The organism is Pseudomonas sp. FSO-7, assembly GCF_059579345.1.
The window spans coordinates 1,749,157-1,767,051 of sequence record NZ_CM184193.1 but is presented as its reverse complement, the minus strand read 5'-3'; the positions used below and the strand labels follow the sequence as shown (position 1 = coordinate 1,767,051).

Sequence of the window (17,895 nt, the reverse complement as noted above, 5' to 3'; positions counted from 1 at the left end):
TGCGGTCCAAAATGTACAAAACCCGCCATGCCCTGAATGGACATGGCGGGTTTTGTCGTTTCAGTTCACCTCACACCGTGTCCACCTTCAACGAATGATCATTCAACATGCCGTTGATGATGGTCGCCGTGTCCGCTCCGCCGATGATTCCCCCCGCGCCCGGTGTGACGCCGTAGTGGCTGGCGAGGTTGACGCCGGCCAGGTCGATGGTCTGGTTCGGCGTGGCGCCGGCAATGGCGCTGACGTCGATGCTGGTGACGACCGACCCGCCGCTGCCGCTCACGCTGAAATGCAGGTAGTCATCCAGTGACGCCGCGCTGCCGTTCTCTCCTTGCAACAGCTGGGACAGGTCGAGTTTATCGACGCCGGGCGCGAAGTCGGTGATCACGTCGTGGCCACTATTGCCCGCTTGCCATTGGAAGGTGTCGGCACCGCTGCCGCCAGTGAGGGTGTTGTTGCCCAGGCCGCCGATCAGCACGTCGTCGCCGCCACCGCCATTGAGCACGTCGTTGCCGAGTCCGCCGTTGATGCGGTTGCTGGCACCATCGCCCATGAGGGTGTCGTTGAAGTTCGAGCCGATGAGGTTTTCGATGCCGGCCAGGGTGTCGGTACCGGCGCCCAGGGTGTTTTGCGCCGCCAACAGGCCCAGGTTCACCGTGACCGCCGACGTGGCATGGGCATAGCTGGCGGTGTCATTACCGGTGCCGCCATCGAGCAGGTCATTGCCCGCACCGCTGTAGAGCACGTCATCGCCTGCCCCGCCATGCAAGGTGTTGTTGCCCGAACCGGCACTGAGGATGTCGTTGCCGTCACCGGCGTTGAGGGTGCTGTCTCCGTTGCCGGCCAACAGCACATCGTCGCCACTGGTGCCCGTCAGGGTATGGCCCGCCTGGTAACTGATGCCTACCGATGCGCTGTCACTGCCGCCGTGGTTGTCGCTGGCGGTGTAGCTGCCGTGGTAATCCGGGGTTTTGTCCTGCGCCCCGGCATAGTCGACGGTCAGGGTCAGTTGATAGTTTTCCGCGGCGTTGGCATTACCGCCGCCGGGATTGGCAATGTTGGTGACGTGGATCTGGTAATTGCCATCCGCTGCCGCGGTGAAAGAAGCTCCATCGTTGATCGCGATGAAGGGCCCGCCATTGAGTGAATACTCCATCGCAATGCGACCGGCCGACAGGTTGTGGTCCAGGGTGAGGGTTTCGCCCTGTTTGAGGCTGATGTTGAGGCAGTCTTCATCGTTGGCGTTGTTGTTGGAGACCATCCCCAGTGCACCGCTGACCACCAGCATCGCCGTCATGCTCGCGGTATTGGCGACGAAGGCACTGCGGCTGAGGTTGATCGACTGCACGTTGTTGCCGGTGAAGCTGGCCGTGCCGGTGCTGCCGGTGAAGTCCGCGCCTTTGGCGACCCAACCGGTACTGAAACTGGTGGGTGACGCGGTGAGCGGATCGCCGTTGGCGTCGCTGTCGTTACCCAGCAGCAACTCACCCGGGATCACGATGTTGCCCGACAGCACGTTGGTGATGATGTTGTCGTCGGCAGCGATCGGTGGGCTGTTGGGCACGACGTTGATCACCAGGTTGGAGCTTGCCAGGTCCCCGTCATGGTCGCTGACGGTGTAGCCGATGTGCTCGGTGATCAAGGTGCTGGTGGCCGTCTGGGAGATGTAGCTGAACGCGCCGGTGTCCAGGTTGACCACCAGGGTGCCGTCGTGGTCGGTGGCGATGCTCAGTGTGTTGGTGGCGGTATTGAAGGAGCCATGGTTGAGCCCGCCGCTGGCGGTCAGTGCACCGTGGCCACCGTTGGCCGCCGGGTCGTAGCTGTACGTGGTGCCATCGACCACCAGGCTTTTGACAAAGCCGCCATCGGCGCCGAACGAGCCCCCCTCGCCCAGCAGGTTGCCGGTAACCGGCGCGCCTTGCACGGTACCGGAAAGCACCGAGTTGAGCTGGTTCAGGTCGGTGACCACCACCGCGTTGGTGTTGGTGTGGGCGCTGCCGTCGTAGGCCAGTGGGTCGAGGTGGGCGTTGCTGACGCCGCTGCCCAGGCCAATGGCGTAGTTCTTGATGCCGTTGGCGTCGAGGAAGGCTTTCCAGGCGGCTTCGTCTGCCGCACCGGTTTCCTGGCCCGAGGTGGGCTTGCCGTCGGAGAAGAAGTAGCCGATGTTCTGCGCCCCGGTCAGTTGCCCGGAGGTGACGAACGCCGTCTTGGCCGCCGCCACCGCCGCATCGTAGTTGGTCCCGCCGTCCGCCGAAAGGCTGCTGAGGAGAGTCTTGGCCGTCGCCACGTCCACCCACACCGACGTCTGGTCGGTGGCGCTGCTGCTGAACGTCACGAGCTGGACTTTCACATCCCCCAGGTCATCGTATTTGTCGAGCAACGCGCTGATCGCCTGTTTCGCCAGGTCCAGCCGCGAAAGCCCCGGCACACCAGAGGCATCGGCCATGCTGCCGGACACGTCGAGCACGATCAGCAGGTTCGAGTCGATCTCCACCGCCGTGACCGAGCGTTCGGACGCAACAGCCTTTGGCACGTCATCGACGATGCTGACCACGAGGCTGCCGGTGGTGCTCTTGCCCAGGGAGTCCGTGGCCTGGTAGGTGAAGTTTTCGCTCAGCACGTTCGGGCCATCGTTGGCATGGGGTGTGGTGGTGGCCGGCGAGGTCAAGGTGTAGGTATACGACCCATCAGGATGGAGCAGCAACTGGCCGTAAGCACCGGTGGCATTACCCACCAGGGTGAAGGTGACGGCACCCGTGGCACCGCTGACCGACCCGACGAGACTGCCGCTGGCGGTTTCACTGGTGGCGCTCGGGTCGCTGCCGGTGACGGTGCCGGGGGCCAGGTCCTGGCCGTCCTGGTTCAGGTCGAGGGCTTTTTCATAAACGGTAATGTCGTGGTCGGTTTCTGCTACGAGGCAGCTATTGTGCACGTCAATGGTGACGGTCGTGGTGCTCTCATCACCATCGGCGTCGCGCACGGTGTAGGTGAAGACATCGGTCGCGCCTGATGCGCCGACAGCGTCGGGGTTGCTGTGGTAGACCGCGTTGCCGTTGGCGTCCAGGGTCAGGTAGCCGTAGGTGCCGTTGATCTGGGTGTTGAGGCCACCGATGGCGGAGGTCGAGGTGTCATTGCCGGCGCGCACGCCGATCACCGTGCCACCGTCCGCGCCAAGCACATCGTTGTCCAGCACGTTGCCATTGACCGTCCCGCCCTCCACCACCGAGGCGAAATCGCAGTGAGCCTTGGGCACGTCGTCGACGATGTCGATGACGATGGTGCTGGTGACCGTGTTGCCCAACGAGTCCGTGGCTTGGTAGGTGAAGCTTTCGCTTAACACGTTCGGGCCATCGTTGGCGTGGGGCGTGGTCGTGGCTGGCGCCGTCAGGGTGTAGGTATACGAACCGTCGGGCTGAAGCGACAGTTGACCGTAGGCACCGGTGGCGTTGCCCACCAGCGCGAAGGTCACTGCGCCCACGGCACCGCTGACCGAGCCGACGAGGCTGCCACTGGCGGTCTCGCTGGTGGCGCTCGGGGCGCTGCCGGTGACGGTGCCAGGGGCCAGGTCCTGGCCGTCCTGGTTCAGGTCGAGGGCTTTTTCGTAGACGCTGATTTCCTGGTCGGGTGTGGCGACGAGGCAGACGTCATGAACATCGATGGTGATAGTCGTCGTGCTTTCATCGCCGTCGGCGTCGCGCACGGTGTAGGTGAAGACATCGGTCGCGCCCGGGGCGCTGACGGTGTTCGGGTTGCTGTGGTAGACGGCGTTGCCGTTGGCGTCCAGGGTCAGGTAGCCGTAGGTGCCGTTGATCTGGGTGTTCAGGCCACCGACGGCAGGGTTCGAGGTGTCATTGCCGGCGCGCACGCCAATCACCATGCCACCGTCCGCGCCAAGGACATCGTTGTCCAGCACATTGCCGTTGACCGTGCCGCCCTCCAGCACCGAGGCAAAATCGGCATGGGCGCTGGGCACATCGTCGACGATGTCGATGACGATGGTGCTGGTGACCGTGTTGCCCAAGGAATCCGTGGCTTGGTAGGTGAAGCTTTCGCTCAGCACGTTCGGGCCATCGTTGGCGTGGGGCGTGGTCGTGGCTGGCGCCGTCAGGGTGTAGGTGTAGGAACCGTCGGGCTGCAGCGACAGTTGACCATAGGCACCGGTAGCGTTGCCCACCAGCACGAACGTGACTGCGCCAACGGCACCGCTGACCGAGCCGACGAGGCTGCCACTGGCGGTCTCGCTGGTGGCGCTCGGGGCGCTGCCGGTGACGGTGCCGGGGGCCAGGTCCTGGCCGTCCTGGTTCAGGTCGAGGGCTTTTTCGTAGACGCTGATTTCCTGGTCCGGCGTGGCGACGAGGCAGACGTCATGAACATCGATGGTGATAGTCGTCGTGCTTTCATCGCCGTCGGCGTCGCGCACGGTGTAGGTGAAGACATCCGTCGCGCCCGGGGCGCTGACGGTGTTCGGGTTGCTGTGGTAGACGGCGTTGCCGTTGGCGTCCAGGGTCAGGTAGCCGTAGGTGCCGTTGATCTGGGTGTTCAGGCCACCGACGGCAGGGTTCGAGGTGTCATTGCCGGCGCGCACGCCAATCACCATGCCACCGTCCGCGCCAAGGACATCGTTGTCCAGCACATTGCCGGTGACCGTGCCGCCCTCCAGCACCGAGGCAACATCGGCATGGGCCTTGGGCACGTCGTCGACGATGTCGATGACGATGGTGCCGGTGACCGTGTTGCCCAACGAGTCCGTGGCTTGGTAGGTGAAGCTTTCGCTCAGCACGTTCGGGCCATCGTTGGCGTGGGGCGTGGTCGTGGCTGGCGCCGTCAGGGTGTAGGTATACGAACCGTCGGGCTGAAGCGACAGTTGACCATAGGCACCGGTGGCGTTGCCCACCAGCGTGAAGGTCACTGCGCCCACGGCACCACTGACCGAGCCGACAAGGCTGCCACTGGCGGTCTCGCTGGTGGCGCTCGGGGCGCTGCCGGTGACGGTGCCGGGGGCCAGGTCCTGGCCGTCCTGGTTCAGGTCGAGGGCTTTTTCGTAGACGCTGATTTCCTGGTCGGGTGTGGCGACGAGGCAGATATCGTGGACATCGATAGTGATGGTGGTGGTGCTTTCATCGCCATCGGCGTCGCGCACGGTGTAGGTGAAGACATCGGTCGCGCCCGGGGCGCTGACGGTGTTCGGGTTGCTGTGGTAGACAGCGTTGCCGTTGGCGTCCAGGGTCAGGTAGCCGTAGGTGCCGTTGATCTGGGTGTTCAAGCCGCCAATCGCCGGGGTCGAGGTGTCATTGCCAGCACGCACGCCGATTACGGCACCACTCGCGGCCGGCCCGTCGGCACCGCCTTCGTCGTTGTTCAGGACATTACCACTGACCGTCCCGCCCTCATCCACCGAGGCGGAATCAGCATGGGCAGTCGGCAGGTCATCGACGATGTTCACGTCCAGATTGCCGTTGGCGGTGGTGCCGTTATCGTCGGTGACAACTACGGCGAACTGTTCGCTGAGGCTGTTGGCGCCGTTGGCATTTGGATGAGCTTCGTTGTCCAGCAAGGTGTAGCTGTAGCTGACCACGCCGGTAGCGGCGTTGAAGCCGGTGATGGTCAGGGTGTTGCCCAGCGCAGTGGTAATCGATTGTGGGAAACCGGCTGCCACGCCGCCCGTCACCACATTGATGCCGCCCACGCTCAAGGTCTGCACACCGTCCAGCGCGGTCACGGTGAACGTGCCGCTTTGGGTCAGGGCCGATGCGTCCGGGCTGCTGCCATCGCTGAGGTTTTTCTCCTGCAACGACAGCTCACCGCCTTCGGTGTCGAGGCCGGTAATGATCACTGGGTCGTCGTTGTTGTGCACTTGCAGCACCAGGTTCGCGGTGCTGGTGTCGCCGTCGGCATCGGTCAGGGTGTAGGTGAAGGTTTCGCTGCCGTTGCCACCGCCGTGCAAACCTTTGAAGTCGGCGTCAGCGGTGTTGAGGGTGTAGGTGTAGGAACCATCGGCGTTGAGCACCAGGGTGCCGTAGGTGCCGGTGAAGGTGCCGGGGGTGATCGGGCCGGACGCTACCTGATCCGCGCCTTGGGTGTCGTTGGTCAGCACGCTGCCGGTCAGGGTCAACTGTGTTTCCGAAGCGGTACCGGCGTTGCTGTCATCGATCGCCTTGGGCAGGTCATCGACGATGTTCACGTCCAGGTTGCCGTTGGCGGTGGTGCCGTTGTCATCGGTGACGACGACCGCAAACTGCTCGCTGAGGCTGTTGGCGCCGTTGGCGTTTGGATGGGCTTCGTTGTCCAGCAAGGTGTAGCTGTAGCTGACCACGCCGGTAGCGGCGTTGAAGCCGGTGATGGTCAGGGTGTTGCCCAGCGCAGTGGTGATCGATTGTGGGAAACCGGCTGCCACGCCGCCCGTCACCACATTGATGCCGCCCACGCTCAGGGTCTGCACACCGTCCAGCGCGGTCACGGTGAACGTGCCGCTTTGGGTCAGGGCCGATGCGTCCGGGCTGCTGCCGTCGCTGAGGTTTTTCTCCTGCAACGACAGCTCACCGCCTTCGGTGTCGAGGCCGGTAATGATCACTGGGTCGTCGTTGTTGTGCACTTGCAGCACCAGGTTCGCGGTGCTGGTGTCGCCGTCGGCGTCGGTCAGGGTGTAGGTGAAGGTTTCGCTGCCATTGCCGCCGCCGTGCAAACCTTTGAAATCGGCATCGGCGGTGTTAAGGGTGTAGGTGTAGGAACCGTCGGCGTTGAGCACCAGGGTGCCGTAGGTGCCAGTGAAGGTGCCGGGGGTGATCGGGCCGGTCGCTACCTGGTCCGCGCCTTGGGTGTCGTTGGTCAGCACGCTGCCGGTCAGGGCCAACTGGGTTTCCGAAGCCGTGTTGGCATTGCTGTCATCGATCGCCTGGGGCAGGTCGTCGACGATGTTCACGTCCAGGTTGCCGTTGGCCGTGGTGCCGTTGTCATCGGTGACGACGACCGCAAACTGCTCGCTGAGGCTGTTGGCGCCGTTGGCGTTTGGATGGGTTTCGTTGTCCAGCAAGGTGTAGCTGTAGCTGACCACGCCGGTAGCGGCGTTGTAGCCGGTGATGGTCAGGGTGTTGCCCAGCGCAGTGGTGATCGATTGTGGGAAACCGGCTGCCACGCCGCCCGTCACCACATTGATGCCGCCCACGCTCAGCGTCTGCACACCGTCCAGCGCGGTCACGGTGAACGTGCCACTTTGAGTCAGGGCCGATGCGTCCGGGCTGCTGCCGTCGCTGAGGTTTTTCTCCTGCAAAGACAGCTCACCGCCCTCGGTGTCGAGGCCGGTAATGATCACTGGGTCGTCGTTGTTGTGCACCTGCAGCACCAGGTTCGCGGTGCTAGTGTCGCCGTCGGCGTCGGTGAGCGTGTAGGTGAAGGTTTCGCTGCCGTTGCCGCCGCCGTGCAAACCTTTGAAATCGGCATCGGCGGTGTTGAGGGTGTAGGTGTAGGAACCGTCGGCGTTGAGCACCAGGGTGCCGTAGGTGCCAGTGAAGGTGCCGGGGGTGATCGGGCCGGACGCTACCTGATCCGCGCCTTGGGTGTCGTTGGTCAGCACGCTGCCGGTCAGGGTCAGCTGGGTTTCCGAAGCGGTACCGGCGTTGCTGTCATCGATCGCCTGGGGCAGGTCATCGACGATGTTCACGTCCAGGTTGCCATTGGCCGTGGTGCCGTTATCGTCGGTGATGACGACCGCAAACTGCTCGCTGAGGCTGTTGGCGCCGTTGGCGTTTGGATGGGCTTCGTTGTCCAGCAAGGTGTAGCTGTAACTCACCACGCCGGTAGCGGCGTTGTAGCCGGTGATGGTCAGGGTGTTGCCCAGCGCAGTGGTGATCGATTGTGGGAAACCGGCTGCCACGCCGCCCGTCACCACATTGATGCCGCCCACGCTCAAGGTCTGCACACCGTCCAGCGCAGTCACGGTGAAGGTGCCACTTTGGGTCAGGGCCGATGCATCCGGAGCGCTGCCATCGCTGAGGTTTTTCTCCTGCAACGACAGCTCACCGCCTTCGGTGTCGAGGCCAGTGATGATCACTGGGTCGTCGTTGTTATGCACCTGCAGCACCAGATTCGCGGTGCTGGTGTCGCCGTCGGCATCGGTGAGCGTGTAGGTGAAGGTTTCGGTTCCGCTGCCCCCACCATGCAACGCGACAAATTGCGGGTCGCTGGTGTTCAGGGTGTAGGTGTACGTGCCGTTGGGGTTGAGCACCAGGGTGCCGTAAGTGCCGGTGAACGTCCCGCCAATGATCGGCCCGCTGTCGGGGCCGGTGGGGATCCGGTCGGCGCCCTGGTGGTCGTTGGGCAATACGTTGCCGGTGAGCGTGACCAGGGTTTCCGACGCGGTGTTGGCGTGGCTGTCGTCGATCGCCTGGGGCACGTCATCGGTGATGTTGACGTCCAGGGTGCCGGTGGCCGTATCGCCGTCGGTGTCGACGGCCACCACTGGGAACTGCTCGGTAATCGTGTTGGCACCACCGCCGGCAGGATGGGTTTCATTGTCCGTCAGGGTGTAGGTGTAGCTGACCACCCCTGTGGCCGGGTCATAGCCGGTGATGGTCAACGTGTTGCCCAGCGCCGAAGTGACGGTTTGAGGAAAGCCTGCGGGCACACCGCCGCTGATCACGTTGATGCCGCCGATGCTCAGGCTGCTCAGCCCGTCAGGCGCGGACACCGTGAAGGTGCCATTTTGCACCAGCGCCCCCGGATTGCTGGCCGTACCATCGGCCAGATTGGCCTCGTTGGTGCTCAGTTCGCCGCCCTCGACATTGACCCCGTCGAGGGTCACGGGGTTGTCCGGCGTCTCCGGGGTTACCGGCGGCACGGTTGCATCGTCGCCGGTGTTATCCGGGTCACCGGCCAGGCGCAGTTGTGGAAATTCGGGAATCCCGTTGAAGCCTGCCGTTGGGAAACCGATCAGCGGATCGACCTCTCCGCCGACTTCTTCCAGCAGCACAAAACTGTGCCCGCCGCCCACGCCACCCGGATTGCCACCCTCGGGGCCGGCGGCCGTGGCTTCACCGGTCTGGGTCGGGTCGGCACCGGCGGCGATGGCCTGCTGCAGCTTTTGCACATCGGTCAGTTGCGCGTCACTGGGTGCCGTCGTGTCGGGTGTGTCGACATGAGGCGCATGGTTGGCCAGCAGTTGCGGGGTCAAGGTCAGGTTGCTTTCGCGGCCCAGGGTCAATGTCTGGCCATTCTGCAGATGAACAGCCACGGCCCCTTCGGCACCGGTGACCAGGTGTTCGCCGGCATAGAGCCGATCGCCTTCGACCAAAGGCCGCCGCAGGCCACCGGCGGCTTCTGCGAAAACTTGCCCGACCACTTTGCTGACGATACCGATGAGCGCTGCCATGTGCATTTCCTCCGTTGCCGACCGTAATCGGCACCTGTCTGGGTGAAGAATCCGTCCTCAGGTTTAGCGACCAAAAAAGCTGGAAAATCTGCCAGCTTTCGCGAAAGCAGAAGGTGCTGGCATTTCGCCAAAACGACAAAAAACCGTCACCAAAAACCACCCTTCGCATCGCCCTTACGGCACTTCTTCACGTCGCTTAAAAATCTGCATGGAACTTTTATTGACGCCTAAAAGCCGTCAGAACCCGCAGATTCAAAGGCTTTCGCTTTGAACAATGTGCCGGTTTTTTTCAAGCACATAAGTTTTTTTTGGCATAAGCCTTATGAGAAATTCTTCTTAGGTTTTGCTCAGGATGTTCTTAGCTGTGTTGTTACAAGGTTGAAACGGTTTTGATCTTAAACACGTCAATATTTTGGCGACAAGCGAAGCACTACAGACCTCAGGAGATGCACCCCATGCGCGTTCTAACCCCCCTCTGCAGCGCGGTTTTGCTGGCCATGGCCTGCTCTTCTCAGGCGCAGGCCCTGTCATTGACCGAAGCGATCCAGAGCACCATCGCGACTCACCCGGAACTGGCACAACGGGTGGACAGCCGTCTGTCGGCCAATGAAGACGTCAAGGTCGCCAGAGGGGGCTTTTTCCCATCGGTGGATCTCAATGCCGGTTACGGCCGTGGCTACAGCGACAACACCAACACCCGGGCACTGGGCAATCACCACACCAATATACTGACCTACACCCAATCGGAGCTGCGCCTGCGGCAGATGATCTTCGACGGGTTCAACACCGCCAATGAAGTGCAGCGCACCCAGGGCGTGGTCAATTCCCGGGCCTATTACGCCCAGGGCACCGCCCAGGATCTGGCGTTGCGCACCATCGAGGTCTACCTGGAAGTGCTCAAGCGTCGCGAGTTGGTGACCCTGGCCAAGAACAACCTGCAGGCGCACCTGCGGGTCAATGACCAGATCGGCCTGCGCACCGAGCGTGGAGTGGGCAGTACGGCCGACTCCGACCAGTCCAATGCCCGTCGGGCCCTGGCGGAAAACAACTACGACACCGCCCAGGTGGACCTGGCCGACGCCGAGGCGAATTTCTACAGCGTGGTCGGGCGCATGCCCGATGAGCTGGAAGCGCCGCCCTCGACCAAAGGCGAAATCCCCGCCGACCTGCGCGAAGCCCAGCAAAGCATGGTGGATAACAACCCCTACCTGAAATCGGCCCAGGCCGACATTCAGTCCGCCGAGAGCCAATATGAAGTGGCGAAGTCGCCGTTCTACCCGCGCTTCGATGCCGAGGCCGCGGTGGGCGCCAATAACAACCTCGGCGGCGAAGAAGGCCATGACAATAACTGGCGGGTCGGCGTGGTGATGAACTACAACCTGTTCCGCGGTGGCAGCGACAAGGCGCGGCTGGCGTCCAACGCCCACCAGATCAACCAGGCCATGGACATCCGCAACAACGCTCTGCGCCAGCTCAACGAAGACACCCGCCTGGCCTGGAACGCGATGCTCAACGCCCGCAAACAGACCCCCACCGCCCGGGAATACGCCGACACCACCGCCCGTGTGCGCGCCGCCTACCAGGATCAATTCGGTCTCGGCCAGCGCACCCTGCTCGACCTGCTCGACAGTGAAAACGAGCTGTACAACGCCAACCGTCGCTACACCGAAGTGCGTTACACCGAGGAGTACTCGATGTACCGGGTGCTGGCGAACATGGGCCTGCTGTTGCAAAAACAACGGATCGTGCTGCCGGCCGATGCGGTCGCGCAGACCGAAGTCAAGAACCAGGCACGGCTGCCGGAACTGAAGTAGCCCCCCTTCCACACCAATGGGAGCGACCGACGTGACCAGCATGGAACCCGCAACCCCCGGCGCCGATCCGCGCCTGAACTTCGATGACCCCTTGCTGGACGGCCTGTTGATCCTCTGCAAACTCCATGGCGCGACGGTCAGCCGCGCCAGCCTCAGCGCCGGGCTTCCTATGGCGCACCAACGCTTGAGCCTGGACCTGCTGCCCCGCGCAGCGGCCCGGGCGAGCTTGCAGGCGCGGTTGTTGCGTCGTGAGCTGGCGGACATCTCCCCCCTGAACCTGCCGGTGATGCTGATCCTGGCGGGTGGGCGCTGCGCGGTCTTGCGGCGCTGGGGCGAGGATGGCAAGGCGCTGATCCTGCCCAGCGAAGCCGACGGCGGCGAGCAGTGGGTCAGCCGCGAGGAACTGACCACCGATTACAGCGGCCAGGCGCTATTCGCCCGGCCGCGCCATGAACTCGAAGACCTGCGCGCCCCGCTGGTGCCGCGGGTCGAGGCGTGGTTTCGCGACACCTTGAAATTGTCGCGCTGGCTGTACAGCGACGCGATCCTGGCGAGTTTCCTGATCAATCTGCTGGGGCTGATGGTGCCGCTGTTCGTCATGCAGACTTACGACCGCGTGGTGCCGAACCAGGCCACGTCCACCTTGTGGGTGCTGGCCGTGGGGCTGTTGATCGGCACCGGTTTCGAACTGGTGTTGCGGGTAGTACGCGCCCATTTGCTGGACACCGCCGGCAAGAAAACCGACGTGATTCTGTCCGCGACCCTGTTCGAACGCATCACCGGCATGGCGATGAAGGCCAAGCCGGTGACCATCGGTGGCTTCGCCCAGAGCATCCACGACTTCCAGGGCCTGCGCGAATTCCTCACCGCGGTGACCCTCACCAGCCTGATCGACCTGCCCTTCGCCGTGCTGATGCTGGTGGTGATCGGCCTGCTGGGCGGCTGGCTGGTGGTGATTCCCGTGATCGCGTTTCCGATCACCATTGCCTTCGCCATGATCATCCAGGCGCGCCTGCGCGACACCGTGGAAAAAAGCCTGGCCCTCGGCGCCCAGCGCCAGGCACTGCTGATCGAAACCCTTGGCGGCCTGGAAACCCTCAAGGCCTGCAGCGCCGAAAGCGAGCGCCAGCACCAATGGGAAAGCACCCACGGCGCCCTCACCCGCCTGGACAGCCATGCGCGCAATCTCTCGGCACTGGCGACCAACGGCACCTTGTTCCTGCAGCAACTGGCGGGCATGGCGACCATCGTTGCCGGGGTCTACAGCATCATCGCCGGCAACCTCAGCGTCGGCGCGCTGGTGGCGACCTACATGCTCGGCAGCCGGGTGCTCGCCCCGCTCGGGCAGATCGCCGGGCTGATCACCCGCTACCAGCAAGCCCAGCTCACCATGCGCAGCACCGACGCCTTGATGGCGTTGCCCCAGGAACGTGACGCCAGGCAACGGCCCCTGGACCGCACCCAATTGCAGGGTGCGCTGGATGTCAGCGGCGTGACCTTCCACTACAACGGCCAGAGCGCCCCGGCGCTGGCCAATATCAGTTTCAGCCTCAAACCGGGCGAACGGGTCGGGATCATCGGCCGCAGTGGCTCGGGCAAGAGCACCCTGGCACGGCTGGTGATGGGTTTCTATGCGCCGGAGGAAGGCCAGTTGCTGTTGGACGGCCTGGACCTGCGGCAACTGGACGTCGCCGACCTGCGTCAACAGATCGGCTACGTCGCCCATGACCTGCCGCTGCTGGCCGGCAGCCTGCGGGACAACCTCACCCTGGGCGCCCGCTACATCAGTGACGCGCGCATGCTGGAAGTGGCGGAACTGACGGGTGTCACCGAACTGGCGCGCCAGCACCCCCAAGGTTTCGACCGGCCGGTGGGCGAGCGCGGGCAACTGCTGTCCGGCGGCCAACGCCAAGCCGTGCTGCTGGCCCGGGCCTTGTTGCTCGACCCGCCGATCCTGCTGCTGGACGAACCCACCAGCGCCATGGACAACAGCAGCGAAGACGTCTTGCGACAGAAGCTTCACCCCCACGTGCAGGGCAAGACCGTGCTGCTGGTCACCCACCGCACCTCGATGCTGAGCCTGGTGGACCGGTTGGTGGTGCTGGATAACGGCCGGATCGTGGCGGATGGGCCGAAGGACGCGGTGATCGATGCGCTGCGCAAGGGACGGGTAGGCGCCGCGGCGGTATAGAAGCCGACACATACCCCTGTGGCGAGGAAGCTTGCTCCCGCTCGGCGGCGCAGCCGTTGCAAAACCTGCCCGCGCGATCTACCTGATGTACCAAGGTGAATGGTTTGGGGCTGCTTCGCAGCCCAGCGGGAGCAAGCTCCCTCGCCACAAAAGCAGTGTTCTGCCTTATCACAACAAGCGTGTTCGGCTTTATTTTCTCTCACTGACGGGTACCGCCCCATGTCTGCTCAAACCCCGGATTCAGCCGCCCGAAGCTACTTCGGCAGTTTCAGCAAAAGCGCCGAAAGCGAGTTCATGCCGGAAACCGCCGGCGCCACGCTGCAGGACTCGCCCCGTCGCTCACGGGTCACCGTGTGGCTGGCCGCCGGGTTGATCATCACGGGGCTGGTCTGGGCGAAGTTGGCGGTTTTGCAGGAAGTCACCACCGGTGAAGGCAAGGCGATTCCGTCGAGCAAGATCCAGGTGATCCAAAACCTGGAGGGCGGCATCGTCACCGAGATATTCGTGCGCGAAGGCCAGATGGTGAACAAGGGCGACACCCTGCTGCGCCTGGATGACACGCGGTTCCTGTCGAACAAGGGCGAAAGCGAGGCTGACCGCTATGCGCTGACGGCCCAGGTCGAACGCCTGTCGGCCGAGGCCGAGGGCCGGCCATTCAAACTTTCAGACGAAGTGATCGCCAAGGCTCCGCAAGTGGCCGAGGACGAGCGCTCGTTGTACGAACAACGCCAGCGGCGCCTGGCCAGCGAGCAACGGACCCTGACCGAACAGCTACGGCAGAAGACCCAGGAACTGGCCGAGTTTCGTTCCAAGCAAGGCCAGTTCAGCTCCGCCCTGGCCTTGCTGCAGGAAGAAATGAACATGTCCGCGCCGCTGGTGCGCACCGGAGCGGTGTCACCGGTGGAGATCCTGCGGCTCAAGCGCAGCGCGGTGGAAATCCGTGGCTCGCTCAATGCCACCACCCTGGCGATTCCCCGGGCCGAATCGGCGATCAACGAGATCAAGAGCAAGATCGACGAATCGGAACAGAGCTTCCGCTCCGAGGCGGCCAAGGACCTCAACGAGAAACGCACCGAACTGTCGAAAATCACCGCCTCAAGCATCGCCATCGACGACCGCGTGACCCGCACAACCGTGGTCTCGCCGGTGCATGGGGTGATCAAGCAACTGAAGGTCAATACCATCGGCGGCGTGGTGCAGCCGGGCAACGACATGGTGGAAATCGTGCCCCTGGAAGACAACCTGCTGATCGAAGCCAAGGTCCGCCCCCAGGACGTGGCGTTCCTGCACCCGGGCCAGAAAGCCATGGTCAAGTTCAGCGCCTACGACTACACGATCTATGGCGGGCTCAGTGCCAAGCTCGAACTGATCGGCGCCGACACCATCACCGATGACAAGGGCAACAGCTTCTACCTGATCCAGGTGCGCACCGATAAAAACCATTTGGGCGGGGATGCCAAGCCGTTGCTGATCATTCCGGGGATGGTGGCGACGGTGGACATCATCACTGGGGAGAAAAGTGTCCTGGACTACCTGCTCAAGCCGGTGTTGAAGGCGCGGAGCGAGGCGATGCGCGAGCGCTGATCCGAATTTACCTCGACCCGTGGCGAGGGAGCTTGCTCCCGCTGGGCTGCGCAGCAGCCCCAAGACCATTCACCTCGTTGGGTCAGACAAACCGCGCCAGCAGGTTTTACGACGGCTACGCCGCCGAGCGGGAGCAAGCTCCCTCGCCACAGGGGCCTCTATACCCCTCCATGGTTCTTCTGATAGGTCTGCGCCCCCATCGCCGCAATCTGCCCCTCGATCAACGCTTCGAACGGCCTGAGCAGCGGCTCGAAGCGGCTCGGCGCTTCCAGCGTCTGCAACGCCTGGACAATCGCCTCCACCGTCGACAACGCCCCTGGCCCCGGCGCCTTGCGCAAGCGGTAACGGGACACGCCGCCGTCGGCCAAGGTCACCCTTGGCAACGCTGCCAGCAGCGGGTTGAGGTGCAGCAGCTTGCGCGCCTTGCGCCAGGTGCCGTCGGGCACGACCAACAGCAGCGGCTCATCGGACGGCACATAAGCCTGCAGCGGCTGCGCATCGTCGCCGGGAAACAGCAACCGCGCCCGATAACCCGGAGGGTTGAGCAAGCTGGGCAAATCCTCGAACACTTCGCCCACGATCAACTCGGCATTGCACAGCCCCAACGCCGCCAGCCGGGCGGTGTTCAAGGCATGGTTCACTTCGCTGGGATGCTGCAACAGCAAGACCCGGGTGCGGCTGTCGAGGCTGGGGATCAGCGGGCACAGGCAATGGCTTTGCGGCCTGAGGCAACGCGGGCATTGGATTCTGGACATGGTCAGGCCTGATTCAGTTGAGCTTTGAGCAAATCACGGAACGTCTGGATCAGCGGCTCGCGACTGCGGCCACGGCGCACGATCATTGAAAACGGCGCTTGATAACCGAAGGTCGCCGGCAGCAGCACGCGCAAGTCGCCCTTGTCGACCCAAGCCTGGGCGTAGTGCTCAGGCAGGTAACCGACGTAGGCACCGGACAGCACCAGGATCAACTGCGCCTCCATGCTCTCCACCGTCGCCGCGCTGTGCTTGAAGCCGTGGCGGGCCAGTTCGGCCTGGCTCCAGTAACCACGCCCGACCATGCGCTGCTGGGTGATGACTTGTTCGGGAATGCGCCGTTCGTTGAACAGCGGGTGGCGGTTGCTGCAATACAACCAGTGCTGCTCACGGTACAGGGGCATGTAGACCAGCCCGCTCATGCGCGTGGAAAACGCACCGATGGCCAGGTCCAGGCGGTTGTCCTGCACGCCGAGTTGCAGCTCGTAAGGGCTCATGACCGACAGATGCAAATGCACCGCCGGATGCTCCTGGCTGTAGGCTCCGATGGCTTCGGCGAATGGCAAGGCCTTGTCGCTGACCGTCGAGTCGATCACCCCCAGGTTCAACGTACCGCGCAATTCCCCCTTGAGCGCGGCGGCGTACTGCTCGAAGCCTTCGAGCTCGCCCAACAGGCGCAAGGTTTCCTGATGGAACAGCTCGCCCTTGCTGGTCAGGCTGAATCCGCCCCGGCCGCGATGACACAACACCAGGCCCAGGGCCGATTCCAACTGGCTCATGTAGGTGCTGATGGCCGACGTGGACAGGTTGAGCTCGTGCTGGGCATTGGCGAACCCCTGGTGCCGGACCACGCTGACGAAAATGCGCAGCAGTTTCAGGTCGGGTAGAGCGTTGGCCATTGGGTGTCTCCCGATCACACATGGATAGAACTTGTCGCGCTGTTGTGGCGAGGGAGCTTGCTCCCGCTCGGCGGCGCAGCCGTCGTAAAACCTGGCGACGCGGTCTGTCTGATTCACCGAGGTGAATGGTTTTGGGGCCGCTTCGCTGCCCAGCGGGAGCAAGCTTCCTCGCCGCAGGGGCATCCTGTCCTCCAGGACTGCACTGCTGCGAAGTCTATCGCCCCCTCCCACATTAGTTTAGAAAAATCTGAACTAAGTATTTGCCCCCAGCGATTCTTCACCACAACAGCTTTTCGCAGAATCGTCCCCTGATAAATAAAACAACGATGAGGCCCTACCCGTGGACAAGATTCTTCACCAACCACTGGGCGGCAATGAAATGCCGCGCTTCGGCGGCATCGCCACCATGATGCGACTCCCCCATTTGCAAACCGCTGCCGGCCTGGACGCAGCCTTCGTCGGCGTGCCGCTGGACATCGGCACCTCCCTGCGCGCTGGCACCCGTTTCGGGCCGCGGGAGATCCGCGCCGAATCCGTGATGATCCGTCCCTACAACATGGCCACCGGCGCCGCGCCATTCGACTCGCTGTCGGTGGCCGACATCGGTGACGTGGCGATCAACACCTTCAACCTGCTGGACGCGGTCCGGATCATCGAAGAGTCGTACCACAAGATCCTCGAACACAACGTCATCCCCCTGACCCTGGGCGGCGACCACACCATCACCCTGCCGATCCTGCGGGCGATCCACAAGAAACACGGCAAGGTCGGCCTGGTGCACATCGACGCCCATGCCGATGTGAACGACCACATGTTCGGCGAGAAAATCGCCCACGGCACCACCTTCCGCCGCGCCGTGGAAGAAGGTCTGCTCGATTGCGACCGCGTGGTGCAGATCGGCCTGCGGGCCCAGGGCTACACCGCCGATGATTTCAACTGGAGCCGCAACCAGGGCTTTCGCGTGGTCCAGGCCGAGGAGTGCTGGCACAAGTCCCTGGCACCGCTGATGGCCGAGGTGCGCGAGAAAGTGGGTGGTGGCCCGGTGTACCTGAGCTTCGACATCGACGGCATCGACCCGGCCTGGGCGCCCGGCACCGGCACCCCGGAAATCGGCGGCCTGACCACCATCCAGGCGATCGAAATCGTCCGTGGCTGCCAGGGCCTCGACCTGGTCGGTTGCGATCTGGTAGAAGTCTCGCCGCCGTACGACACCACCGGCAACACCTCGCTGCTGGGCGCGAACCTGCTGTACGAGATGCTCTGCGTACTGCCCGGCGTGGTTCATCGCTGA

Annotated in this window: 7 protein-coding genes; 4 read left to right on the top strand and 3 right to left on the bottom strand. The window is 63.5% G+C overall.

The annotated features are described in order from the left end of the window. Nucleotides 1–70: 70 nt before the first annotated feature. Nucleotides 71–9,364 (bottom strand): retention module-containing protein, encoded by a 9,294-nt coding sequence (locus AC515T_RS07790; RefSeq protein ID WP_496532036.1) that lies wholly within the window; start codon nt 9,362–9,364, stop codon nt 71–73. Nucleotides 9,365–9,819: 455 nt separating this feature from the next. Here AC515T_RS07790 and AC515T_RS07785 point away from each other — a divergent pair, with 455 nt between their 5' ends. The 3 genes from AC515T_RS07785 to AC515T_RS07775 all read left to right on the top strand — a co-directional run bounded on the left by AC515T_RS07785 (nt 9,820) and on the right by AC515T_RS07775 (nt 14,953). Next, the gene (locus tag AC515T_RS07785) at nt 9,820–11,178 is read left to right on the top strand and encodes a TolC family outer membrane protein (RefSeq protein ID WP_496532035.1); all 1,359 of its coding nucleotides are present in this window, start codon (nt 9,820–9,822) and stop codon (nt 11,176–11,178) included. A 31-nt stretch (nt 11,179–11,209) separates the two neighbouring features. Next, nucleotides 11,210–13,369, top strand: coding sequence for a type I secretion system permease/ATPase (locus tag AC515T_RS07780; protein ID WP_496532034.1), 2,160 nt, complete (start codon nt 11,210–11,212; stop codon nt 13,367–13,369). 219 nt (nt 13,370–13,588) lie between these two features. Next, nucleotides 13,589–14,953 (top strand): HlyD family type I secretion periplasmic adaptor subunit, encoded by a 1,365-nt coding sequence (locus tag AC515T_RS07775; RefSeq protein WP_496532033.1) that lies wholly within the window; start codon nt 13,589–13,591, stop codon nt 14,951–14,953. A gap of 158 nt (nt 14,954–15,111) precedes the next feature. On the opposite strand, the gene AC515T_RS07770 is transcribed toward AC515T_RS07775, so the two are convergent. Both AC515T_RS07770 and AC515T_RS07765 read right to left on the bottom strand, forming a co-directional pair. After that, nucleotides 15,112–15,708: a tRNA-uridine aminocarboxypropyltransferase gene (locus tag AC515T_RS07770; RefSeq protein WP_496532032.1), complete on the bottom strand. Its 597-nt coding sequence runs from the start codon at nt 15,706–15,708 to the stop codon at nt 15,112–15,114. Between the two features lie 2 nt (nt 15,709–15,710). Further along, entirely contained in the window at nt 15,711–16,604 is an 894-nt protein-coding gene (locus AC515T_RS07765) for a LysR family transcriptional regulator (RefSeq protein WP_003184133.1), read from the bottom strand. Between the two features lie 340 nt (nt 16,605–16,944). Here AC515T_RS07765 and speB point away from each other — a divergent pair, with 340 nt between their 5' ends. After that, nucleotides 16,945–17,895: an agmatinase gene (gene speB / locus AC515T_RS07760; RefSeq protein WP_003184135.1), complete on the top strand. Its 951-nt coding sequence runs from the start codon at nt 16,945–16,947 to the stop codon at nt 17,893–17,895.

Bases quoted from the DNA above. Each gene is read 5' to 3' on its own strand.
- AC515T_RS07790 (WP_496532036.1), bottom strand. From the start codon at position 9,364: ATGGCAGCGCTCATCGGTATCGTCAGCAAAGTGGTCGGGCAAGTTTTC.
- AC515T_RS07785 (WP_496532035.1), top strand. From the start codon at position 9,820: ATGCGCGTTCTAACCCCCCTCTGCAGCGCGGTTTTGCTGGCCATGGCC.
- AC515T_RS07775 (WP_496532033.1), top strand. From the start codon at position 13,589: ATGTCTGCTCAAACCCCGGATTCAGCCGCCCGAAGCTACTTCGGCAGT.
- AC515T_RS07770 (WP_496532032.1), bottom strand. From the start codon at position 15,708: ATGTCCAGAATCCAATGCCCGCGTTGCCTCAGGCCGCAAAGCCATTGC.
- AC515T_RS07765 (WP_003184133.1), bottom strand. From the start codon at position 16,604: ATGGCCAACGCTCTACCCGACCTGAAACTGCTGCGCATTTTCGTCAGC.